The organism is Sphingomicrobium aestuariivivum (assembly GCF_024721585.1).
Lineage (GTDB): Bacteria > Pseudomonadota > Alphaproteobacteria > Sphingomonadales > Sphingomonadaceae > Sphingomicrobium > Sphingomicrobium aestuariivivum.
The window spans coordinates 464,830-487,538 of record NZ_CP102629.1; the positions used below are offsets into that span (position 1 = coordinate 464,830).

24 protein-coding genes are annotated in these 22,709 nt (G+C 65.3%); all 24 read right to left on the reverse strand.

The genetic code is table 11. The features are described from left to right. Positions 1–10: 10 nt before the first annotated feature. Positions 11–751: a biotin--[acetyl-CoA-carboxylase] ligase gene (locus NUW81_RS02225; RefSeq protein ID WP_312025065.1), complete on the reverse strand. Its 741-nt coding sequence runs from the start codon at positions 749–751 to the stop codon at positions 11–13. Next, entirely contained in the window at positions 718–2,163 is a 1,446-nt protein-coding gene (gene nuoN / locus NUW81_RS02230) for an NADH-quinone oxidoreductase subunit NuoN (protein ID WP_245109982.1), read from the reverse strand. Before nuoN ends, NUW81_RS02225 begins: the two co-directional genes overlap by 34 nt. Further along, on the reverse strand, positions 2,163–3,716 hold the full coding sequence (locus NUW81_RS02235; RefSeq protein ID WP_245109984.1) for an NADH-quinone oxidoreductase subunit M: 1,554 nt from the start codon (positions 3,714–3,716) through the stop codon (positions 2,163–2,165). The genes nuoN and NUW81_RS02235 overlap by 1 nt, the downstream gene beginning before the upstream one ends. Continuing rightward, positions 3,716–5,770 carry an NADH-quinone oxidoreductase subunit L gene (nuoL, locus tag NUW81_RS02240; RefSeq protein ID WP_245109987.1) on the reverse strand — a complete coding sequence of 685 codons (2,055 nt, stop codon included), beginning with the start codon at positions 5,768–5,770 and terminating at the stop codon, positions 3,716–3,718. Before nuoL ends, NUW81_RS02235 begins: the two co-directional genes overlap by 1 nt. Continuing rightward, positions 5,770–6,075: an NADH-quinone oxidoreductase subunit NuoK gene (gene nuoK, locus NUW81_RS02245; protein WP_244382939.1), complete on the reverse strand. Its 306-nt coding sequence runs from the start codon at positions 6,073–6,075 to the stop codon at positions 5,770–5,772. The genes nuoL and nuoK overlap by 1 nt, the downstream gene beginning before the upstream one ends. Continuing rightward, complete coding sequence (locus tag NUW81_RS02250) at positions 6,072–6,677, reverse strand: NADH-quinone oxidoreductase subunit J (RefSeq protein WP_245109990.1); 606 nt, start codon at positions 6,675–6,677, stop codon at positions 6,072–6,074. The genes nuoK and NUW81_RS02250 overlap by 4 nt, the downstream gene beginning before the upstream one ends. A 20-nt stretch (positions 6,678–6,697) precedes the next feature. Further along, positions 6,698–7,180 carry an NADH-quinone oxidoreductase subunit NuoI gene (nuoI, locus tag NUW81_RS02255; RefSeq protein WP_245109992.1) on the reverse strand — a complete coding sequence of 161 codons (483 nt, stop codon included), beginning with the start codon at positions 7,178–7,180 and terminating at the stop codon, positions 6,698–6,700. Continuing rightward, complete coding sequence (gene nuoH, locus NUW81_RS02260) at positions 7,177–8,232, reverse strand: NADH-quinone oxidoreductase subunit NuoH (RefSeq protein WP_245109994.1); 1,056 nt, start codon at positions 8,230–8,232, stop codon at positions 7,177–7,179. The genes nuoI and nuoH overlap by 4 nt, the downstream gene beginning before the upstream one ends. Continuing rightward, a complete protein-coding gene (gene nuoG, locus NUW81_RS02265; RefSeq protein ID WP_245109996.1) occupies positions 8,229–10,244 on the reverse strand; it encodes an NADH-quinone oxidoreductase subunit NuoG in 2,016 nt (671 codons plus the stop codon). The genes nuoH and nuoG overlap by 4 nt, the downstream gene beginning before the upstream one ends. Further along, complete coding sequence (gene nuoF / locus NUW81_RS02270) at positions 10,244–11,548, reverse strand: NADH-quinone oxidoreductase subunit NuoF (protein ID WP_245109998.1); 1,305 nt, start codon at positions 11,546–11,548, stop codon at positions 10,244–10,246. Before nuoF ends, nuoG begins: the two co-directional genes overlap by 1 nt. Then, a complete protein-coding gene (locus NUW81_RS02275; RefSeq protein ID WP_245110001.1) occupies positions 11,545–11,697 on the reverse strand; it encodes a hypothetical protein in 153 nt (50 codons plus the stop codon). The genes nuoF and NUW81_RS02275 overlap by 4 nt, the downstream gene beginning before the upstream one ends. 4 nt (positions 11,698–11,701) lie before the next feature. Further along, positions 11,702–12,367, reverse strand: a complete 666-nt coding sequence (locus NUW81_RS02280) for a complex I 24 kDa subunit family protein (RefSeq protein WP_245110003.1) — start codon at positions 12,365–12,367, stop codon at positions 11,702–11,704. Further along, a complete protein-coding gene (locus tag NUW81_RS02285) occupies positions 12,367–13,629 on the reverse strand; it encodes an NADH-quinone oxidoreductase subunit D (RefSeq protein WP_245110005.1) in 1,263 nt (420 codons plus the stop codon). Before NUW81_RS02285 ends, NUW81_RS02280 begins: the two co-directional genes overlap by 1 nt. Continuing rightward, positions 13,629–14,501 carry an NADH-quinone oxidoreductase subunit C gene (locus NUW81_RS02290; RefSeq protein ID WP_245110008.1) on the reverse strand — a complete coding sequence of 291 codons (873 nt, stop codon included), beginning with the start codon at positions 14,499–14,501 and terminating at the stop codon, positions 13,629–13,631. The genes NUW81_RS02285 and NUW81_RS02290 overlap by 1 nt, the downstream gene beginning before the upstream one ends. Continuing rightward, complete coding sequence (locus tag NUW81_RS02295) at positions 14,498–14,989, reverse strand: NuoB/complex I 20 kDa subunit family protein (RefSeq protein WP_245113636.1); 492 nt, start codon at positions 14,987–14,989, stop codon at positions 14,498–14,500. The genes NUW81_RS02290 and NUW81_RS02295 overlap by 4 nt, the downstream gene beginning before the upstream one ends. Before the next feature lie 68 nt (positions 14,990–15,057). After that, a complete protein-coding gene (gene ndhC / locus NUW81_RS02300; protein WP_245110010.1) occupies positions 15,058–15,435 on the reverse strand; it encodes an NADH-quinone oxidoreductase subunit A in 378 nt (125 codons plus the stop codon). A gap of 80 nt (positions 15,436–15,515) precedes the next feature. After that, complete coding sequence (locus NUW81_RS02305) at positions 15,516–16,817, reverse strand: SMP-30/gluconolactonase/LRE family protein (RefSeq protein ID WP_245110013.1); 1,302 nt, start codon at positions 16,815–16,817, stop codon at positions 15,516–15,518. A 95-nt stretch (positions 16,818–16,912) separates the two neighbouring features. Continuing rightward, the gene (locus tag NUW81_RS02310) at positions 16,913–17,725 is read right to left on the reverse strand and encodes an inositol monophosphatase family protein (RefSeq protein ID WP_245110015.1); all 813 of its coding nucleotides are present in this window, start codon (positions 17,723–17,725) and stop codon (positions 16,913–16,915) included. After that, entirely contained in the window at positions 17,725–18,294 is a 570-nt protein-coding gene (locus tag NUW81_RS02315) for a DUF302 domain-containing protein (RefSeq protein WP_245110017.1), read from the reverse strand. Before NUW81_RS02315 ends, NUW81_RS02310 begins: the two co-directional genes overlap by 1 nt. Next, a complete protein-coding gene (efp, locus tag NUW81_RS02320; protein WP_245110020.1) occupies positions 18,294–18,857 on the reverse strand; it encodes an elongation factor P in 564 nt (187 codons plus the stop codon). The genes NUW81_RS02315 and efp overlap by 1 nt, the downstream gene beginning before the upstream one ends. Before the next feature lie 135 nt (positions 18,858–18,992). Then, complete coding sequence (locus tag NUW81_RS02325) at positions 18,993–19,694, reverse strand: M23 family metallopeptidase (RefSeq protein ID WP_245110021.1); 702 nt, start codon at positions 19,692–19,694, stop codon at positions 18,993–18,995. A gap of 8 nt (positions 19,695–19,702) precedes the next feature. Then, complete coding sequence (locus NUW81_RS02330; protein ID WP_245110023.1) at positions 19,703–20,854, reverse strand: L,D-transpeptidase family protein; 1,152 nt, start codon at positions 20,852–20,854, stop codon at positions 19,703–19,705. A 68-nt stretch (positions 20,855–20,922) separates the two neighbouring features. Then, entirely contained in the window at positions 20,923–21,585 is a 663-nt protein-coding gene (gene thiE / locus NUW81_RS02335; protein ID WP_245110025.1) for a thiamine phosphate synthase, read from the reverse strand. Between the two features lie 35 nt (positions 21,586–21,620). Next, on the reverse strand, positions 21,621–22,676 hold the full coding sequence (locus NUW81_RS02340) for a serine hydrolase domain-containing protein (protein WP_245110027.1): 1,056 nt from the start codon (positions 22,674–22,676) through the stop codon (positions 21,621–21,623). Between the last annotated feature and the right edge of the window lie 33 nt (positions 22,677–22,709).

Sequence of the window (22,709 nt, forward strand, 5' to 3'; positions counted from 1 at the left end):
GTGCCTCCCCTTACGCTTCGGGCGGCGGCGAGAGCATGACGTCGCCGGCGCGGATGACATGGACACCATCGCCCGTGTCGAGCCGCATGGCGCCATCTTCCTCGAGCCCCGCGAAGCTGCCGCCGAGCGCCCTGCCCTCGCCATCATGGACGGTGAGCGGGGTGCCGACGGGATGGCCGCGCTGCATCCACGCCATCGACAGCGCCGACGGGGTGGAACTGCGCCAGGCCGAGAGCATGCGGGCAAAGGCGCCCGCGAGCAGCGGCGCGAAGGCCTGCGGGGCCATCTGGACATGATCGGCCAGCGAGGTCGTCGCGCGGCCCTCGATCTCGGGCGCGACGGCGAGGTTGACGCCGAAGCCCGCGACGATGCGGTCGCCCGAGCGCTCGAGCAGGATGCCGGCGACCTTGGCGCCGTCAAGCATCAGGTCGTTGGGCCATTTGAGCGTCACGCCTGCCTGCGGGGCCGCAAGCTCCACGGCATCGACCAGCGCGAGGCCGGCGGCGAGGCTGAGGCTGGCCGCCTCGGGATCGCCCTCCTTCAGGCTGACCAGCGTCGAGCCGAAGAAATTGCCCTCGAGGCTCTGCCACTCGCGTCCCTGGCGACCGCGCCCAGCTTCCTGCCGCCGCGCGACCAGCCAGTCGCCCTCGACCGCGGCGGGATCGCCGAGAAGGTCGCTGTTGGTCGACCCGGTCGTGTCGATGACGCGGATACGGCTCAGAAGAGCGCCCCCGCTGCGCTCGCCGACCAGTCGCCGATCGGGCGGATGGCGAGATAGCCGAGCGGGCTGATGATCAGCGCGAAGACGAGCACGAACAGCCCTTCGAGCAGGCCCGCATTCTTCGTCACCTTCTGCTCGGCATCGTCGAAGAACATGATTTTGACGATCTTGAGATAGTAGAAGGCGCCGACCACCGCGCCGACCGCAGCGGCCACGGCGAAGGCCAGCAGGCCTGCCTCAACAGCAGCGTTGAAGACGAGGAGCTTGGGAATGAAGCCCAAGAGCGGCGGAATGCCCGCGAGGCTCAGCATGAAGAACATGAGCGCCCAGGCCATGCCGCGATTGGTCGTCGACAGGCCCTTGAGGTCCTCCATCTCCTCGACCGGCTCGCCCTTTTCGTTGCGCAGCGACAGGACGACGAGGAAGGCGCCCAGCGTCATGACGGTATAGACCGCCATGTAGAAGAGCGCCGCGCTCGCGCCGTCGGCGGTGCCGGCGGCAAGACCGACCAGCACGAAGCCGATATTGTTGATCGAGGAATAGGCCAGCAGGCGCTTGATATTGGTCTGCCCGTAGGCCGCGATCGCACCCAGATAGATGGAGGCGAGCGAGGCGAAGATGACGATCTGGCGCCACGCGTCGACCGCGGGGCCCATCGCCTCGAAGCAGACGCGCATGGCGAGCAGCACGGCCGCGACCTTGGGCGCCGAGGCGAAGAAGGTCGTGACCGGCGTCGGCGCGCCTTCATAGACGTCGGGGGTCCACATGTGGAACGGCACCGCCGAAATCTTGAAGGCGAGGCCCGCCATGGTGAAGACGAGGCCGAACAGGAGGCCGATGCCGAGCGCTTCGTCGCGCCCGAAAGCCACCGCGATACCGCTGAAATCGGTCGTCCCGGTAAAGCCGTAGACGAGGCTGATCCCGTAGAGGAGGATGCCCGAGGCCAGCGCGCCGAGCACGAAATATTTCAGGCCCGCTTCGGCCGAGCGCGCGTCGGTGCGACGGTAGCTGGCGAGGATATAGGCGGCGAGGCTGTTGAGCTCGAGGCCGACGTAGAGGGTGACGAGGTTGGTCGCCGAGACCATGACGCTCATGCCCACCGTGGCGAGCAGCATCAGCACCGGATATTCGGGACCATGCTCCTCGTCACCGCCGAACCAGCGGTCGGCGGCGATGATGGCGACGACGCCCGACAGGTAGATGAGCACCTTGCCGTAGACGGCGAAGGGGTCGGCCGACAGGAGGCCGCCGAACAGCGGGCCCGCGACCGACGGCTCGGTCGTGAAGACCGCCGCGATCGAGGCGGCGATCAGCAGCGCGACCGTGCCCCAGGTGGTGATCTTGGTCGCGCGCGCACCCATGGTGCTCGCGGTCAGCATCAGCACCGGTTCCCCGAAGATGAGGATCAGTTCCGGCAGGATGGCAGCGAAATTGTAGGTCATCAGTGGGCCCCACCCTCGTGATCACTGTCGGCGGCGTCATGGTCGGCCACCACCTCGCCCGTGCCCTCGGTCGGGCGGGCATCGAAATGCGGTTCGGAAGGCTCGATACGCTCGAGCAGGTAGCCGACATCGTCGCGCATCGGCGCCATGAAGCTCTCGGGATAGATGCCCATCCACATGACGACCGCAGCGATCGGCACGAGGAGCAGCCATTCGCGCGTGACGAGGTCGGGCATGGCCGCCGCGTCGGCGTGTCGCTGCGTGCCGTAGCACATGCGCCAGTAGAGCCAGAGCATATAGCCCGCGCCGAGGATGATGCCGGTGGTGGCGACGATCGCCGCCCAGCTCGACATCTCGTAGGTGCCGACGAGGCTCAGGAATTCGCCGACGAAGCCCGAGGTGCCCGGAAGGCCCACGCTCGCCATGGTGAAGAGGAGGAACAGAACGGCATAGCCCGGCATGTTGTCGGCCAGCCCGCCGTAGCGCGCAATCTCGCGGGTGTGGAGGCGGTCATAGACGACGCCGACGCACAGGAAGAGCGCGCCCGAGACGAGGCCGTGCGACAGCATGACGATGAGACCGCCCTCGATGCCCTGCCGGTTGAAGGCGAACAGGCCGAAGGTGACGAACGCCATGTGCGCGACCGACGAATAAGCGATGAGCTTCTTCATGTCCTTCTGCACCAGCGCGACGAGGCTGGTGTAGACCACCGCGATGCCCGACAGGATGAACACCAGCGGCACGAAGGTCGCGCTCGCATCGGGGAACATCGGCAGGCTGAAGCGGATGAAGCCGTAGCCGCCCATCTTGAGAAGCACGCCGGCAAGGATGACCGAGCCCGCGGTCGGCGCCTGGACGTGCGCGTCGGGAAGCCAGGTGTGGACCGGCCACATCGGCATCTTCACGGCGAAGCTGGCGAAGAAGGCGAGCCACAACCACCATTGGACGCCGGCGGGGAAGTCGGTTTCCATCAGCACCGGGATGCTCGTCGTGCCGGTCTCGAGGATCATGTAGATCATCGCGATCAGCATCAGGATCGAGCCGAACAGCGTGTAGAGGAAGAACTTGTAGGCCGCCTTGATCTTCTCGGCGCCGCCCCAGATTCCGATGACGAGATACATCGGGATGAGGCCGCCCTCGAAGAAGATGTAGAACAGGAGCAGGTCCTGCGCGGTGAACACGCCGATGATCAGCGCCTCGATCCACAGGAAGGCCGACATATATTCGGGCACGCGGCGGGTGATCGCCTGCCAGCTCGCGCCGATGCAGATCGGCATGAGGAAGACCGACAGCATGATCAGCATCAGCGCGATGCCGTCGATGCCGAGCGCCCAGGCGGGGATCATGGTCCCCTCGCCCAGCGAGACGAACTCGGTGAACTGCCAGCGGTCGCCGCCGACCTCGAAGGCGCTCCACAGCCAGATGCCGAGAGCAAGGTTGACCAGCGTCGCGACCAGCGCCGTCCAGCGCGCGGCATTCGCGCCCATGAACAAGACGATGATCCCCGCGATCGCGGGAACGGCGATCAGAAGAGAAAGAATGGGAAAGTCCATCAGTTCGCCCACCAGAAGGCCCAGGTCGCCGCGGCAATGAGGCCGAGCAGCATGACCAGCGCATAACTATAGAGATAACCCGACTGCAGGCGGGTCGACAGACCATTGCCCCAGTCGACGAGCTTGGCCGCGCCGTGCGGGCCGAAACGGTCGATCGTCTTTTCATCGCCGCGCTTCCAGAAGAAGCGGCCGATGGCCAGCGACGGCTTCACGAAGAGGAAGTGGTAGAGTTCGTCGAAATACCACTTGTTCTTGAGGAAGCTGTAGAGACCACCGGTGGCCGCGACGATCTTCGCGGGGGTGCCGGGGTTCTTGATGTAGTTGTTCCAGGCAAGGAACAGGCCCAGCGCCATCACCGCGAAGGGCGACCATTTCACCCAGGTCGGGACCTCGTGCGCCGCGTGGACGAGATGCTCGTCATGGACGAGGCTGCCCGCCCAGAAGGCCGCGCCTTCCTCCACCCCGAAGAAGGGATAGTAGAAAACATAGCCAGCGAGCACCGCGCCGAGCGACAGCACGCCGAGCGGGATCAGCATCGAGACGGGGCTTTCATGCGGATGATAGCCCGCGGTGCCCTCGACCGGCTTGTCGGCATGGTCGTGATCGGTTTCCTCCTCGGGCAGCTCGTGATGGCCGTGCACCGCATGCTGGATATGCTCCGAAGCGGCCCAGCGGGGCTTGCCGTAGAAAGTGAGGAAGATGAGGCGCCACGAGTAGAAGCTCGTGAGCAGCGCCGCGAGCACGCCGATGAAGTAGGCGAAGCCGGCGGGCGTCGAGCCCATGGCAGCGGCCGCATAGGCGCTCTCGATGATCGCGTCCTTCGAGAAGAAGCCCGCGAAACCGAAATAGGTGCCGGGGATGCCGACGCCGGTGATCGCCAGCGTACCGAGCATCATCGCCCAGAAGGTCAGCGGGATCTCTTTACGAAGGCCGCCATAGTAACGCATGTCCTGCTCGTGGTGCATGGCATGGATGACCGAGCCCGCACCGAGGAACAACAGCGCCTTGAAGAAGGCGTGCGTGAACAGGTGGAACATTGCCGCGCCATAGGCGCCGACGCCCGCGGCGAAGAACATGTAGCCGAGCTGCGAACAGGTCGAGTAGGCGATGACGCGCTTGATGTCGGTTTGGACGAGGCCGACGGTCGCTGCGAAGATCGCGGTCGCCGCACCGACATAGGTGACGATGTCCATCGCATAGGGCGCGACTTCGAACAGAGGCGACAAACGGCAGACCATGAACACGCCCGCCGTGACCATGGTCGCGGCGTGGATGAGCGCCGACACCGGGGTCGGGCCTTCCATCGCGTCGGGCAGCCAGGTGTGGAGGCCGAGCTGCGCCGACTTGCCCATCGCGCCGATGAACAGGAGGATGCAGATCAGCGTCAGCGTATCGACGCCCATGCCGGCAAAGCCGATGGTCGAGCCGACCATCGAGGGCGCCGCCTCGAGGATCGCGGGGATCGACACGGTGCCGAAGACGAGGAAGGCGGCGAAGATGCCGAGGCTGAAGCCGAAGTCGCCGACGCGGTTGACCACGAAGGCCTTGATCGCGGCGGCATTGGCCGAGGGCTTGTGATACCAGAAACCGATGAGGAGGTAGGAGGCAAGGCCCACCCCTTCCCAACCGAAGAACATCTGCACCAGGCTGTCGGCGGTCACGAGCATGAGCATCGCGAAGGTGAAGAGCGACAGATAGGCGAAGAAGCGGGGCTGCGAGGGATCCTCGCTCATATAGCCCCAGCTGTAGAGGTGGACGAGGCTCGACACCGTCGTGACCACCACCAGCATGACGGCGGTCAGCGTGTCGACGCGCAGCGCCCAGTCGACCGACAGGTCACCCGAATTGATGAAGTCGAGGACCGGCACGACCGTGGCCGTGTTTGCGCCCGTCAGGAAGCCGATGAAGATCGGCCAGCTGAGCGCGCAGGCGATGAACAGCGCGCCGGTGGTGACGACCTTGGCCGGCACCTTGCCGATCGCGCGGCCACCGAGGCCGGCGATGATCGCTGCCAGGAGCGGCAGGAAGACGATGAGCTTGATCGAAAGGTCCATTAGCCCTTCATCCGGTTGACGTCGTCGACCGCGATCGAACCGCGGCGACGGAAGAAGATGACGAGGATCGCGAGCCCGATCGCGGCCTCGGCGGCGGCGACGGTCAGGACGAACATGGCGAACACCTGACCGGTAAGGTCACCGAGATAGGCCGAGAAGGCCACGAGGTTGATGTTCACGCTGAGGAGGATGAGCTCGATCGCCATCAGCATCAGGATGATGTTGCGACGATTGAGGAAGATGCCGAGCACGCCGATGGTGAAGAGCACCGCGGCGACGGCCAGATAGTGTCCAAGTCCGATCACAGGTCGACCCCCTTGCCGCTTTCCGGCTGCTTCAGGACCACCGCTTCCTCGGGGCGACGGCGGTTCTGCTTGTCGATATTCTGCGGACGCGCATCACCGCGCGAACGATGGGTCAGCACGATCGCGCCGATCATGGCGACGAGCAGGATGAGACCCGACAGTTCGAACGGCACGAGATAGCGCCCGTACATGAGCTCGCCCAGGGCGACGATGTTCGACTGTTCGAGCTGCGGCGGCGCATCGGCGATGACCGGCCCCGCCTGCCCCGCGATGACGGCGATGCCCATCTCGGCCAGCAGCACCAGCGCGATGAGGATGCCGAAGGGCAAGTTCCTGGTGAAGCCCGAGCGCAGCTGCGCAAAGTCGATGTCCAGCATCATCACGATGAACAGGAACAGCACCGCGACCGCGCCGACATAGACGAGGATCACGAGGATCGCGATGAACTCGGCACCGAGCAGGATCATCAGCCCGGCGGCGTTGAAGAAGGTGACGATGAGCCACAGGACGCTGTGCACGGGGTTGCGCGCGAAGACGACCAGCAATGCCGAGATGATGGCAAGGCTGGCGAACAGCGTGAAGACGAGAGTTGCTAGGGTCATGATGTCCTTGCTCAGCGCCGTTAGCGATAGGCCGCATCGGCGGCAAGGTTGGCGGCAATCGCCGCTTCCCACTTGTCGCCGTTCTCGAGGAGCTTGGCCTTGTCGTAATAGAGTTCCTCGCGGGTTTCGGTCGCGAATTCGAGGTTGGGCCCTTCCACGATGGCATCGACCGGGCAGGCTTCCTGGCACAGCCCGCAATAGATGCACTTCACCATGTCGATGTCGTAGCGGGTCGTGCGACGCGAATTGTCCTCGCGCGGCTCGGCCTCGATGGTGATCGCCTGCGCGGGGCAAATCGCCTCGCACAGCTTGCAGGCGATGCAGCGCTCTTCCCCGTTGGGATAGCGACGCAGCGCATGCTCGCCGCGGAAACGGGGGCTCTGCGGGGTCTTCTCATAGGGATAGTTGATGGTCGCCTTGGGCTTGAAGAAATACTTCAAGGTCAGGACGTGGGCCTTCAAAAATTCCCACAGGGTGAAGGACTTGATGGCGTGTGCGATCACAGCGCACCTCCCGAATAGCGGGTCAGCATGATGTAGCCCGAGACGAGCATGACGAAGAGGATCGAGAGCGGCAGGAAGATCTTCCACCCGAGCCGCATCAGCTGGTCGTAGCGGTACCTCGGCACGGTCGCCTTCACCCACCCGAAGATGAAGAAGAAGAGGAGGATCTTGGCGAACAGCCAGACGATGCCCGGGACCCAGTAGAGCGGCTCCCAGTCGATGGGCGGCAGGAACCCGCCCCAAAAGAGGATGGCATTGAGCGCGCACATCAGCAGCACGTTGGCATATTCGCCGAGCCAGAAGAGTGCGAAGCTCATCGAGCTATATTCGGTCTGGTGGCCCGCGACGAGCTCGCTCTCCGCCTCGACGAGGTCGAAGGGGGTGCGGAACGTCTCGGCCATCGAGCTGATGAGGAACACCACCGCCATCGGGAACAGCAGCGGCGAGAAGCCGTAGCCGTTGAGGAAGCCGAGCGCGAAGCCCTTCTGTCCCATGACGATCTCGGTCATGTTGAAGCTGTTGGCGAACAGCACGACGCAGATGATGACGAAGCCGAGGCTGACCTCGTAGCTGACCATCTGCGCGGCCGCGCGAAGCGCCGAGAAGAACGGGTACTTCGAGTTGGACGCCCAGCCCGCGATGATCACGCCATAGACGCCGATCGAGCCGATCGCGAGGATGTAGAGAAGGCCAATATTGAGGTCGGCCAGCACCACGCCGACATCGAACGGCACCACCGCCCAGACGAGCAGCGCCACTGTGAAGGTGATGATCGGGGCGATGAGGAACAGCGCCTTGTTGGCGCTCGCGGGGATGATGGTTTCCTTGAGGAAGACCTTCAGGCCGTCGGCGAAGCTCTGCAAGAGGCCGAAGGGGCCGACCACGTTGGGACCACGACGCAGCGCGATGGCGGCCCAGATCTTGCGCTCGGCATAGATGATCATCGCCACCGCCAGCATCAGCGGCAGCGCGATGGCAAGGATGCCGATCATGTTGGCGATGAACCAGGCCCAGCCATGGCTCATGCCCAGACTTTCGAACCAGGCGGTCATTCCGCGGCCTCCGCAAAGCTTTCGCCATGCACCAGCTCGGCCGAGCAGCGCTGCATCGTCGGGCTGTGACGGCAGATGGCGTTGGTGAGATAATAGTCAGTGATCGGATAGCTGATCGCGCCCATGCCCTTCGCCGCGATCGAGGCGGGCTTGAAGGGCATGTCGACGATCGTGCCTTCATCGGCGCCGAGAGCGGGCACGTCCTTCACCATCGCGGCACGCAGCTGCGAAAGGTTGTCGAACGGCAGGGTCTTGCCGGTGAGGTCCGACACGGCGCGGAAGATCGACCAGTCCTCGCGGGCATCGCCCGGCGCGAAACAGGCCTTTTCCGAGCGCTGCACGCGGCCCTCGACGTTGACATAGGTGCCATGCTTTTCCGCCGGCGCCGCCCCCGGAAGCACGAGGTCGGCAAGACGCGCACCCTTGTCGCCATGATGGCCGACATAGACCTTGAAGGCCTTGGGGAAGGCATCGGCCGACACTTCGTCGGCACCCAGAAGGATCACCATTTTGGGCTTGGCGTCGATGATGCCCGCCACGCCCTTCTCGTTCGCATAGCCGAGCATCAGGCCGGCCATGCGCGAGGCGGCGGTGTGAAGGACGTTATAACCCTTCCAGTCATCCCGCATGACGTTGAGTTCGTGCGCTGCGGCATGGGCATCGCCCTGCCCGCCCGCGGCGAGCACGGCGGGGCCGGTAATGAAGACGGGCTTGGTCGCCGCCTTGAAGGCGTCCTTGACCGCCCTGGGCAGCTTCGACAGCGCCTTCAAATCCTCGCCCAGCCACTCGACCGGATAGCCGAGGTCGACGGGCGCGCCGACCGCATAGACCTTGGCGCCGCGGCGCACGGCCTTGCGGACGCGGGTGTTGATGAGCGGTGCTTCCCAGCGAAGGTTGGTGCCCGCGAGGAAGATCGCGTCGGCATTTTCCACCTCGCCGATCGGCGTGTTGAAGCGCACGCTGCCGAGGTCGGAGACGTCATAGTCCATCCCCGTCTGGCGGCCTTCCATCAGCGTCGACTTCTGCGACTTCAGGAGCGCCTTGGCCGCATACATCGTCTCGGCGTCGAGGAGGTCACCGGCAATCGCCGCGACCTTGGTCTTCGCTTCACCGAGCTTGTCGGCGAACAGCTGGAGCGCCTCGCCCCAGTCGGCGGCGCGCAGCTTGCCATTCTCGCGGATCCACGGGCGATCGAGACGCCCGCGCACCAGCGCGTCGACATGGTGACGGCCCTTGTCCGACAGCCACTCCTCGTTGACGTCGTCGTTGATGCGCGGCAGCACGCGCATCACCTGGCGCCCGCGCACCTCGTAACGGATGTTCGAGCCGACCGCGTCATGCACGTCGACGCTCGGGACCTTCTTCAGCTCCCACGGACGCGCCTCGTAGCTGTAGGGCTTGCTCATGAGCGCGCCGACGGGGCACAGGTCATGCAAGTTGCCCGACAGCTCCGAGGTCAGCGCCTTTTCGAGATAGGTCGTGATCTGGCTGTCTTCGCCGCGGAAATACATGCCCATCTCGGGCGTGCCCGCGACTTCTTCGGCAAAACGCACGCAGCGGGTGCACTGGATGCAGCGGGTCATCGCCGTCTTGACGATGGGGCCCATATACTTGTCCTCGACCGCGCGCTTGTTCTCGTCATAGCGCGAGGTGCCGCGACCGTAGCTCATCGCCTGGTCCTGGAGGTCGCATTCGCCGCCCTGGTCGCAGATCGGGCAGTCGAGCGGGTGGTTGATGAGGAGGAATTCCATCACCCCTTCGCGCGCCTTCTTGACCATCGGCGTGTCGGTGCGGATTTCCTGCCCCTCGGCGGCGGGCAGCGCGCAGCTGGCCTGCGGCTTGGGCGGCCCCGGCTTCACCTCGACGAGGCACATGCGGCAGTTGCCCGCGATGGTGAGGCGTTCATGATAGCAGAAACGCGGGATTTCCTTGCCCGCAAGCTCGCACGCCTGCAGCACGGTCGCGCCCTGCGGGACCTCGAGTTCGACGCCGTCGACGGTAACCTTCGGCATTATTCGGCAGCCTCCTGGACGCCGCCATGCTCATGGATGCGGCGTTCGAGTTCGGGACGGAAATGTTTGATCAGGCCCTGGATCGGCCAGGCGGCGGCATCGCCCAGCGCGCAGATGGTGTGGCCCTCGACCTGCTTGGTGACGTCGTAGAGGCGGTCGATGGTGCCGACTTCGGCATCGCCCTCGACCAGCTTCTCCATGGTGCGCCACATCCAGCCCGTGCCTTCGCGGCACGGCGTGCACTGGCCGCAGCTCTCATGCTTGTAGAAGTAGCTGATGCGGCTGATCGCCTTCACGATGTCGGTCGACTTGTCCATGACGATGACCGCCGCGGTGCCAAGGCCCGAGCCCTGCTCCTTGAGGCCGTCGAAGTCCATCGGGCAGTCCATGATGTCCTTGGCGGGCACCAGCGGGACCGACGAGCCGCCCGGGATCACCGCGAGGAGGTTGTCCCACCCGCCGGTGATGCCGCCGCAATGCTTCTCGATCAGCTCGCGGAAGGGAATGCTCATGGCTTCCTCGACCACGCAGGGCTTTTCGACATGGCCCGAGATCTGGAACAGCTTGGTGCCGTGGTTGTTCTCGCGGCCGAAGCTCTTGAACCAGGCCGCGCCGCGGCGGAGGATCGTCGGCACGACCGCGATCGATTCCACATTGTTCACCGTCGTCGGGCAGCCGTAGAGGCCCGCGCCCGCGGGGAACGGGGGCTTGAGGCGCGGCTGGCCCTTCTTGCCCTCGAGGCTCTCGAGCATCGCGGTCTCTTCGCCGCAGATATAGGCGCCCGCGCCGCGGTGCAGGAACAGGTCGAAGTCATAGCCCGAGCCACAGGCATTCTTGCCGATGAGGCCGGCCGCATAGGCTTCGTCGATCGCCTTCTGCATCGCCACCGCTTCGGCGATATATTCGCCGCGGATGTAGATATAGGCGGCGCGCGCGCGCATCGCGAAGGACGACAATAGCGCGCCCTCGATCAGCTTGTGCGGATCGTGGCGGATGATCTCGCGGTCCTTGCACGAGCCGGGCTCGCTCTCGTCCGCGTTGATGACGAGGAAGTTGGGACGGCCGGGCGCGGGGTTCTTGGGCATGAATCCCCATTTCACGCCGGTCGGGAAACCCGCACCGCCGCGCCCGCGAAGGCCGCTGTCCTTCACCTCCTCGATGATCGCATCGGGGTCGCGCTTGAGGAGCGCCTTGGTGTCGTCCCAATCGCCGCGCGCCTGTGCCTCTTTCAGTCCGGGCGACTGGAAGCCGTACAGGTTGGTAAAGATCCGATCCTTGTCGGTGAGCGAGGTGATACCGCTCATGACTTCTTCTCCAGCATCTTGGTCGCGCCGACATAGAGGAGGCCGGCAAGGACGATCCCGATGATCAGCCCGAAGGCGTTCTTCAAAATCCACAGGGCGAGCATCAGGCCGAGGAGCGCTGCGCCGATCTTGATGATCGTGTGCATCATGCTCCTACCACTGCCCCCGATAGTCGTAGTTGCGCTCGGTCATCTTCTTGAGCGTCGTCGGCCCGCCTTCGGGCTCCGACGAAGTGCGCCCGACCTGTGACCCCACCTTGGGCTGTTCGCCCTTGGCCAGCGCCTCGAGGATCGCGGTCATGCTCTCCTCGGTGAGGTCCTCGTAATTGTCGTCGTTGATCTGGACCATCGGCGCATTGGCGCAGGTGCCCATGCATTCGACCTCGGTCAGCGTGAACATGCCGTCCTCGGTGGTGTGGCCCTTCTTCATGCCCTTGGCCTTGCAGGCCTTCATGACATTGTCCGAACCGCGCAGCATGCAGGGCGTGGTGCCGCAGACCTGCACGTGGAATTTGCCGACCGGCACGAGGTTGTACATCGTGTAGAAGCTCGCGACTTCCATCACGCGGACCACCGGCATGTCGAGCGTCTTGGCGACGAACTCGATCACGGGGATCGGTAGCCAGCCTTGCGTATCGGTCATACGCCCGACCTGCCGCTGGGCAAGGTCGAGGAAGGGCAGGCAGGCCGAAGCCTGGCGCCCTTCGGGATATTTGGCGAGGATGAAGTCGGCCTTGGGCTGCGACACCTCATCCCACGCGAACCCACCCCACGTTTCGCGGAGTTCGGGCGTTTCCGGAGCGAAATAACGAAGCGCCATTAGCGGTCACACTCCCCGAAGACCACGTCGATCGCGCTGAGCACCGCGGTGGTGTCGGCGAGCATGTGGCCCTTCATCATGAAATCCATCGCCTGCAGGTGGCTGAACGCGGTCGGCCGGATCTTGCAGCGATAGGGTTTGTTGGTCCCGTCGGCGACGAGATAGACGCCGAATTCGCCCTTCGGGCTTTCGGTCGCGACATACACTTCGCCCTCGGGGACGTGATAGCCCTCGGTGTAGAGCTTGAAGTGGTGGATGAGCGCTTCCATCGACTGCTTCATCTCCGCGCGCTTGGGCGGGAAGACCTTGCGGTCCATGCTGCCGATCGGCCCGTCGGGCATTTCGGCAAGGCACTGGCGCATGATGCGCGCCGACTGGCGGACTTCCTCGACGCGGACCATGAAGCGGTCGTAGCAGTCGCCCTTGGTCCCGACCGGCACGTCGAAGTCCATGCGGTCATAGACCTCGTAGGGCTGCGACTTGCGAAGGTCCCACGGAATGCCCGAGGCGCGGATCATCGGGCCGCTAAAGCCCCAGGCCAGCGCATCGTCCTTCGACACCACGCCGATATCCACGTTGCGCTGCTTGAAGATGCGGTTGTCGGCGACGAGGCTGATCGCGTCCTCGAACAGCTGGAGGCGGTTGTCGAGCCAGTCGCCCATTTCCGCCAGCACGCTCTCGGGGATGTCCTGGTGGACCCCGCCGACGCGGAAATAATTGGCATGCATGCGCGCGCCCGACACCTTCTCGTAGAATTGCATCGTGTCTTCGCGCACTTCGAACAGCCACAGGTTGGGCGTCATCGCGCCCACGTCCATGACGTGGCTGCCGAGGTTGAGCATGTGGTTGGAGATGCGGGTCAGCTCCGCCATCAGCACGCGGATATATTGCGCGCGCAGCGGCACCTCGAGCCCGAGCAGCTTTTCCACTGCGAGCACATAGCTGTGCTCCATGCACATGGGCGAGCAGTAATCGAGGCGATCGAAGTAAGGCAGCGCCTGCGCATAGGTGCGATATTCGATCAGCTTCTCGGTGCCGCGATGGAGCAGGCCAACGTGCGGATCGACGCGTTCGACGATCTCGCCATCAAGCTCCATGATCAGGCGAAGGACGCCGTGCGCCGCAGGGTGCTGCGGGCCGAAGTTGATGGTGTAGTTCGAAACCGTGTCGTCGCCCGGGGTGTGGTCGACGGCGCCCGTGCGCGCGGCTTCGAAATCGGCCGCCCGCTCGTCGGGGAAGGTCTGGATCTCGACCTTGGCCATTAGCTGTCTCCCTTGCGCGGCTTGGCCGGCGCATCTTCACGCGTTTCGGGCGCGTCGACGTCGGTCTTCTTGCCGCCCGCATGCGCGGCCTTGTCGGCAACGCTGTCGCGCGCCTCTTCCTCGGCTTCCTGGTTGGTCGGCTGGCCCGCGCCCGTATCCTTGACGCTCTCGGTCACCTTGGGATCGCCCGGGCCGGCCTTCGCCTTGACCTTGGTCGGCTCGCCGGTGGCCTTGGCAGGGCTCGCCCCGCCCGCCTCGTGCGGCTCGGCCTTTTCATCGCCCGGCAGGCGATATTCGGGGCCTTCCCACGGGCTGAGGAAGTCGAACGAACGGAAATCCTGCGGCAGCTTCACGGGCTCGTAGACCACACGCTTCTCGGCTTCCGAATAGCGCAGTTCGACATAGCCGGTCTGCGGGAAGTCTTTCCGCAGCGGATGCCCCTCGAAACCGTAATCGGTGAGGATGCGGCGAAGGTCGGGGTTGCCCGCGAAATCGACGCCGTAAAGGTCGAACACCTCGCGTTCGAGCCAGCCCGCGGCAGGCCACAGGCCGGTCACGCTCGGCACGGCGGTGTCGGCGTCGGTCAGGACCTTCACGCGCAGGCGATGGTTATGCGTCACCGACAGGAGGCAATAGTTCACCTCGAAACGTTCGGCACGCTCGGGAAAGTCGACACCCGCGATTTCCATCAGCTGCTGGTAGCCGTGGCTGTCGCGAAGGCTGCGCATCACCTCGACCAGCGCATTGCGCTTCACGGTCACCGTGAGCTCGCCCACAGCCGTGTGATGGCTGACGATACCGTCGCCGAAATCGCGCGTCAGCGCGTCGAGAAAGTCGTCGCGCACTTCGATCTTGGGAAAGGCAAGGCTCATCGCTCGATCGTCCCCTCGCGGCGGATCTTCCGTTGCAGCTGCATGATGCCGTAGAGCAGCGCTTCCGCGGTCGGCGGGCAGCCCGGCACATAGACGTCGACCGGCACGATGCGGTCGCAGCCGCGAACGACGCTGTAGCTATAGTGGTAATAGCCGCCGCCATTGGCGCAGCTGCCCATCGAGATGACGTAGCGCGGCTCCGACATCTGGTCGTAGACCTTGCGCAGCGCGGGCGCCATCTTGTTGCACAGCGTGCCGGCGACGATCATCACGTCGGACTGGCGCGGCGAGGCGCGCGGTGCAGCACCAAAGCGCTCGAGGTCGTAGCGCGGCATGTTGACGTGGATCATCTCGACCGCGCAGCAGGCGAGGCCGAAGGTCATCCACCAGAGCGAGCCGGTACGCGCCCATTTGAACAGGTCTTCGGTCGAGGTGACGAGGAAGCCCTTTTCATCGAGCTCGCGGCGCATCTCCTCGAACTTTTCCATGTCCGGGCTGCCCACTTCGAGACCCGCGGCACGCGCGATGTCCTGCTCGGTCGGCTTGGGGCTGTAGGTTACTCCCATTCGAGGGCTCCCTTTTGCCAGGCATAGACAAGGCCCAGCGTCAGTTCGGTGAGGAAGATCATCATCGCGATCCAGCTCGCCCAGCCCGTGCCCATCAGGCTCACGGCCCAGGGGAAGAGGAAGGCGGCTTCGAGATCGAAGACGATGAAGAGGATGGCGACGAGGTAGAAGCGCACGTCGAACTGGTCGCGGCTGTCCTCGAAGGCGGGAAAGCCGCACTCATATTCGCTAAGCTTCGCCGCGTCGGGCTTGTGGGCGCCGGTCAGGCGCGACACGCCCATCGGCAGGAAGACGAACAGCGCCGACAGCCCGCCTGCGACGAACAGGAAGAGAAGGATCGGCAGATAATCGACGGCAACGTCGGCCAAGGAAGGTCTCCGGCTACGTGGTTTGGCGCGGCTTTAGGACAGGAAGGTAGCGGTTCGCAACCGCCAAAAGGCCCTCTTTGTTACAAGTTCAACCGGCGCACGTGATTGGGCTCCAATGGTTCATCGCCATCAACCATCCCGCCCTCGCCGAAACGCTCCCATTGCGGGTTGGCGATATAGAGGAGTTCGCCGCCCCGATATTGCCCCGTCGTCGGCTCGCCCCAGTCGGGATGCGCGCGCTCGGGGACGAGCAGCTGGGTCACCGCGCCGCCATCGGTACGCAGGTTGAGGATCATGATCCGGTGGGGCCGCACCCCGTTCTGGATCGCTACCAGCCCGAGCCGGTCGTCGAAGAACAGGCCGTCGACCCCGTCGAGCATCTGGCTGTCCACCGCGAGCAAGCGCTTGGCCACGCCGGTCGCAAGCTCGAGGATGGCGATGCCATAGCTATAGTCCGACACATAGGCGAAGCCGCCCTGCGGGTGGACGGCGATCCCCTGCGGCGAGCGGAAGGTGCCGGGCACGTCGACCCGCGCGATCGCGGCACCGCCTGTCGCCAGCCGGTACACGCCGCCGCCGAGGCTGTCGCTCGCCAGCACGCTGCCGTCGCGGGCGACCGTCAGGTCGTTCAGCGAGGCGGCATCAGGGACGGCGTGGCGGGCGAGCTCCCGTCCGCTGTCGAGGTCATAGGCCGCAAGGCCGACGAAGGCCTCGTCCTCCTCGCCCAGCCGACCGAAGCTCACCCACAATCGCCGCGCGTCATGATCGATGGCAATCCCCATCGGTCGCCCCGGAAGGTCCACCGGCAGCGCGCGCCACGTCGCCCCGTCGTCGCTGGCGATCAGTTGCTGCGCGGCGACCGAGAGCGAATAGAAGCGCCCCGTGGCCTCGTCGCGCGCCACGCTTTCGCTCAAGGGAAAGTCGGCGGGGATGGTCGCGGCGAGCGTGCTGGGCGTGCGCGGCGTGCCCGCCACTTCAACCCCGGCGCGATAGGCGGAGACCGCCGCTTCGCCGAGAAAGGGCCCGAGCTGACCGAGCGCGCCATCGGACAGGACATAATCCATGTCTCCCAGCCGTACGAGGGCCGCCTGCGCCGCGTCGCGGTCCCCGGCCGCGAAGGCCGCGCCGAGAATGCGCCGCTGGACCGAGGCGCTATTGGGGTAGCGGTCGGGGAGCGCCTGCAGGCCCGCGAGGTCGCCCACCTTCCCTGCCTCTCCGCTCGCCGCCCAGTCGGGGTAATCGGCAAAGCGCTCGGCCGGAGGGCGGTCGTCGCTCGCATAGGTAACGGGGCCGGGCGTCGAGCAACTTGCCAGGGCAAGGCAGGAGGACAGGAGGCCGGCACGAAAAAGGCCACTTGGAGCCCACGAAATCGGATCGATCATGACGATCTCCTTGGTCGCGGCCCCAAGCGGCCTTTTCAGATTGTCGTGGCGGGTATCCCCCGCCCCCGCGCCGGTGCTGGCCGTGCGCGGGAAAATTAGCGTAACGCGCCCGCGACCAGCTTGTGAAGCTTCGAGTGCAGGTCGCCGTTGGCGGCAAGGAACTCGCGCTTCTTGAGCATGCGGTCCTGCCCGCGATAGTCGGTCACGAAGCCGCCCGCTTCCTTGACGAGCAGGAGGCCCGCCGCGACGTCCCAGATGTCGAGATCGTCTTCCCAGAAACCGTCGAGGCGCCCTGCGGCGACCCAGGCGAAGTCGAGGCTGGCGGCACCGAAGCGTCGCACCGCCGAGACCTGCCCGCCGATGGCGCCATAGATGCGCGTCCAGCGGCCGATGTCACCGCGTCCGAAATGCGGCATGCCGGTGCCGATCAGCGCCTCGTCGAGATGGCGACGCGCCGAGACGCGCAGGCGCTGGTCCTGCAGCCAGGCACCGCGCCCCTTCTCGGCCCAGAAACTCTCGTCGGTGATCGGCTGGTAGGTGAGCGCATGGGTGATCTCGGGATCGCCGTTGGGCTTCTTGTCCTCGACCGCGATGGTGATCGCGAAATGGGGAATGCCGTGAAGGAAGTTCGACGTGCCATCCAAGGGATCGACGATCCAGCGCGGCTTGTCGGGATTACCCTCGATCACGCCGCCTTCCTCGAGCACCATGCCCCAATCGGGACGCGCGTGGCGCAGTTCGTCGACGATCGTCGCCTCGCAGCGCTTGTCGGCCATCGACACGAAGTCGGCGGGGCCCTTCTTGGAGACCTGGAGGTGCTCGACTTCGTTGAAGTCACGGCGCAGGCGCGGCGCGGCCTTGCGCGCGGCACGCTCCATGACGGTGATGAGGCCAGAGTGGCTAACCATTATTCGCTATCTTCCTTCTGCGTGGCGGCGTCGGGTCCCCTGCCCGCCGCGGCCATCGCCAATCCTTCCAATGCCCCCGAAATCGTCTCGATGCGGTCGTCCTGCGCCTCGATGCCGTGGCGCGAGGCGAGCCAGATCGGGCTGTTGTAGCTGACCTGCGTCACCCCTTCGGCGTCCCGGTAGACCGCCATGCGCTGCGGCAGGTCAAGAGCCGCCGATGGGGCCACGCGCATCAGGTGCGTGCCGACCTCGGGCTTGCCGAAGAAGATCGACACCGCCGGCCCCATGTCGAGTTCGACGCTCGCCGCATTGCTGGCATGGTCGAGCTTGGCGACCGTGGTGAAGCCGCCCTCCTCGAGCGCGGCTTCCAGCCGTTCGACCGTCTCCTCGACGCTGGCATCGCTCGCCACCGTCTTCACGCCGTTGCCGAAGGTCGCGACTTCCTTGCCGCTGGCCTCGACCTCGGTTTCGCCCTCCTGCCCGGCCGGCCGCTCCTCGGGGGGCGTCGACCATTGCTGGTCGCACCCCGCAAGACCGAGGGCGCATGTCAGGAGAAGCGCGAGCCGCATCAGTCGGCGCGCTTCGAATAGCTGAAGTCGGTGGTGTCGACGATCACGCGGGTACCCGAGGTGATGTGCGGCGGCACCATGATGCGCACGCCATTGTCGAGCACGGCCGGCTTGTAGCTGGCGCTGGCCGTCTGGCCCTTCACGACCGCGTCGGCTTCGACCACCTCGGCCTCGACGAACTGCGGCAGCTGGACGCTCAGCGGGCGACCCTCGTGCGTTTCGAGAATGACGTCCATGCCATCGGTGAGGAACGCCGCCTGGTCACCGAGCAGATCCTTCTGGACGATGACCTGCTCGTACGTTTCCTTGTCCATGAAGGTCAGTTCCTCGCCGTCGGCGAACAGATACTGGTAATCCTGCGTCTCGAGGCGCACCTTCTCGACCGATTCCGCCGAACGGAAACGGACGTTGGTCTTGCGGTTGTCCTCGATGTTCTTGAGCTCGACCTGCATGTAGGCGCCGCCCTTGCCGGGCTGCGTATGCTGGATCTTGACCGCCTTCCACAGGCCCTTCTCATACTCGATGATGTTGCCGGGACGGATATCGACCGCATTCATCTTCATGACACGACTTCCTCTACTGTTTCGCCCGACCGGCAGGACATCCGCTGATGCCCTTCACTTCACCGACAGTCTGAAAGAACCGGGTTCGCTGACAAACGAACCGTCCGGACGCGTTGATCCTTATGGCTCACGCCCCTAGCCGTCCTCATCCTCGCCTGCAAGCAGCGGATAGGGATTGACGGGGCGGCCTTCCCACCAGCCCTCCTCGGGCTCCATCCGATGGACCGCGAAATGGAGGTGGGGACCGTCGGGGTTGGCATTGCCCGTATAACCCACCGTGCCGAGCCGCTGGCCGAGCGCGATCGCATCGCCTTCCTCGAGCCCCGGCGCATATTCATCGAGGTGGGCGTAATAGTAGATCCACTTCTTGTCGCTTGAGCGGACATAGAGCGTCTTGCCTCCGCCGCCGTCCGAAAAATAGATCTTCTCCAGCACGCCGGGCGCCGCCGCGACGACGGGCGTGCCGGTATCCGCCATGATGTCGATCGCGTCGTGGCGCCGGGCCCCGCCGGCACGCGCCTGCGTATAAGTGTCGACCAGCGCTTCGGGCGCCACGCCCGCGACCGGCACCGCCATGCCGCGCGGACCGATCTCGACCGAGCGGGCGCGCCGCAATTCGGGATCGAGCCGCAACGTGTCGCCGCGGTCGAGCCCCTCCTCGCCCACCGTCTCGAATTCGGCATCCTGCATCGGGCGCGGTTCGGGCGCTGCGGCAGTGGGGGCAGGCGCCTCGGCGACCTTCTCCTTCGCGGGCGACACTATCCCCGAGTTGAACGCGACCAGCCAGCCCATCGAGGTGACGATGGCGGTGACGACGGCGACGAGCAGCGACTTCATCTAGGAGATCACGCCTTGAAGGTGGCGCGGAAGCCGGGCTCGAGCATACGTGTGAGCGTCAGCACGTCCCAGTTGGTCAGGCGGATGCAGCCATGGCTTTCGGCATAGCCGATGGTCTGCGGCTCGGGCGTGCCGTGAAAGCCGTAATGCTCCTTGGTGAGATCGAGCCAGGCGACCCCGACCGGTCCGTTAGGTCCCGGCGGCAGGGTCACTTCCTCTTCGCTATCGGCGACATCCCAGAACAGGTCGGGCTGGTAGTTGAATGGCGGCAGATAGGCATAGGTGGTCGCCTTCCAGTCGCCGAGCGGCAGCGGGTCGTTCTCCGAGCCCGTCGTCACGGGGAATTGCGCGACCAGCTTGTCGGCATCGTCATAGACGCGCAGTACCTTGTCGCTCTCGTCCACCGTGACATAGGCGCCCTTCACGCCCGGGTCGGGCTGGACATTCAGGGCGTTGAACATGTCGCGCTCGGCCTCGTCGATATCGCCATAATCGCGCGCGGCCGGCAGCACGTTGGGCAGCTGAAGCACGGTGCCGATCTCGACGTTGCGCGCCTTGTCACCATTCAGGGCGATCAGCGTCTCGCGGGTGGTGTGGAAGCGCTCGGCGACTTCCTCAAGCAAATCCTCATAGGGCATGCGCTCGAGGTCGGCCTGCTTGGTCGGATCGTCGGGGATGGTCTTGAAGGGCGAACCGAAGCTGGTCTCGTCGATGCGCAGGAAGCGGGTCGGCTTTCGCGCATCGCGCAGCAGCTTCTTTCGCGTCGGCGTATCGAGTTCGCCCGTCACCTCGAGCCCATGGGCTTCCTGATAGCCTTTCAGCGCCATGATGAAATTCTGCCCCTCGCGCCCGTCGATCACGCCGGGCGAGAAATGGGCACGGTCGAGCAGGACCATGGCGTGAAAGACGTCATTGTCGATGTCGCCCAGCCCGCGCTGGTCGCTCTTCCCCTCGTCGAGCGCGGTCGAGCCATAGGTATTACCCTGCTTCGTCGGCTTCTCGGCCGCCGTGGCCTGTGCGGCATTGGCCTTCTGCTGGGCCGGCTGCGCCTCGGCGCCCTCGGACGACAGGACGGCCCCGCCCGCGGCAAGCGCGATGGCAGCGGAGAAAGCGGTGATGATCTTGTTACGCGGAAGACGAACGCGGGGCTTACGAGCCATTTTTGGTACCCTCACTGACTGGTTTCTTTCCCAGCCAACGCAGCACCCCCCGACTTTATCCCTAGTGTCTAACCTTGGGTCAGCGCGTCCTCGAACGCTGCCACGGCAGCGGCGACATCCTCGGCGCCCCACACCGCGCTCGACACGGCGAGGAAGTCGGCGCCCGCGCGCACCAGCGGCGCGGCATTGTCGGGGGTGATCCCGCCGATCGCCACGCAGGGCAGTTCGAACAGGCTCGCCCACCACGACAGGATGCCGGGTTCGGGGCGATGCTCGCTCTTCTTGGTGGGGCTGTCGTAAAAGGCACCGAAGGCGACATAGTCGGCCCCCGCTTCGCCCGCTTCCATCGCGAGGTGGCGTGAGGCGTGGCAGGTGACGCCGATCTGGACCGAGGGTCCGAGGATGGCGCGCGCGTCCTTCACGTCGCCATCGCCCTGCCCGAGATGGACGCCGTCGGCCTTCAGCCGCTTGGCCATCGCCACGTCGTCATTGACGATGAAGGCGACCTCGGCTTCCGCGCAAATCTCCTGCAGCGGCGCGGCAAGACGGGCCAGCTCGTGGCTCTCCATGCCCTTTACGCGCAGCTGGAAGGCGCTGACCCGCTCATGCGCGACGGCGGCCTTGAGGCGCGCCGGAAAGTCGCCGCCCACGTCCTGCGGGCTGATGAGATAGAGGTCGCAAGGGTGCTCGCGCTCGGGGGCGGCAAAAACGGAAAAGTCGAAATCGTCCATGCCCCGCCCCTAGCGCAAGCTTTCCCCTTCGCCAATCACTCGCCGAAGAGTTCGAGCCACTTGGCCGCGATCGGGCTCGTCTCGACCTTTGCATGGTCGAGCGGATTGCCCCAGAAGATCGCCTCGGTATTGGCCAGCACGATGAGCGTCAGGCCTTTTTCGGGCCGCTTGAGGTAGAGCGCCGAATATTTGTCAGGCTCCCAGCCGCCGTGCCAGGTCAGCCGCTCGCCCTCATAGTCCTGCACCCACCAACCGTAGCGATAGTCGCCGGTCTCGCCGACAGGTTGCTCGAACAAAAGGTAGCGATAGTCGTCGGACAAGAGCTGCGGGATGGCGCGGTCGAACTTGGCGATCTCGCGGGTCGAGGCATAGATGCCCGCCGCTGCGCGCAGGTCATCATCGGGGAGCGCCGCTTTCTCGGGCCCCTGCTCGGTCGACTTGAAGGGCGGCACCAGCCGCGCCAGCGCCACCGCGCCTTCCTCGTCGCGCCAGCCCAGCGCCGTCGCGTCCATGCCCGCCGGCTCGAGCACGCGTTCGCGCATGATGGTGCGCAGCGGCCGCCCGCCAGCACCCTCGATCATGCGGTCGATGCGCGCATAGGCCATGGGGTTGTAGATCGAGCGACTGCCATCGCCGTTGACGCGCATCGTCAGTACGTCGCGCAAGTTGAGGTCGCGATCGCAGGCCACGGGCGCGAGGGTCTCGTTGCCGCCCATATAGGGGATGGGCGAGGTCTTCATGCGCTCGCAAAAGCCCTGCCAGCCTGCATCGGCGCTCATCGGCACATCGAGGCTGGTGCCATCGGCTTCGACTTCCGCGATGATCGCGGCGGCGGCGATGGGCTTGGTGACCGAAGCAATAAAGAAGCTGTTGTCGGGCGTGGCCGGGTGATCACCCTCATCGTCGCCGACGCCATAGGCCTTTTCAAAGACGGGTTCGCCGTCCTCGAGGACCAGCACCGAGAGCGCCGGAATGCGCTTTTCCTTGCGGAACTCGGCGAGAAAGCTATCGAACTCGTCGGCGGGCGCCGCAACCGCTGGCGCCCCACCGACCGTGGCCGCAACGGCGGCCGTCAGGATCATCGAAATCATGATGTCACGCTAGCCTTCGACTACGGCTGTAGT